Origin of the sequence: Aquitalea palustris (assembly GCF_003693445.1) — a bacterium.
GTDB lineage: Bacteria > Pseudomonadota > Gammaproteobacteria > Burkholderiales > Chromobacteriaceae > Aquitalea > Aquitalea palustris.
Genome location: NZ_RFAR01000121.1, coordinates 1 through 246, shown reverse-complemented (window position 1 = coordinate 246; position 246 = coordinate 1). Strand labels below are relative to the sequence as shown.

At 63.4% G+C, this 246-nt stretch carries 1 protein-coding gene; it reads left to right on the top strand.

Annotated elements, in window-relative coordinates; translation table 11 throughout:
* Positions 1-246 (top strand): RraA family protein (locus tag EAY64_RS19575; RefSeq protein WP_500784353.1); only part of this gene is annotated, 246 nt, incomplete at both ends.

The following is a 246-nucleotide window of genomic DNA, read 5'->3' as shown; positions in this document are numbered from 1 at the left end:
CGTCACCGTCCTGCTGCAACCGGGCGACAACTGGATGCTGCATGTGGCCGCCGAACAGATTCAGCCCGGCGACATCGTGGTGGCAGGTGTTACCTCGGAATGCACCGACGGTTATTTTGGTGACCTGCTGGCCACCAGCTTCCAGGCACGCGGCGCCCGCGCGCTGATCATCGACGCTGGAGTGCGCGACGTGAAAACCCTGCAGGAGATGGACTTCCCGGTATGGAGCCGCGCCATCAGCAGCAA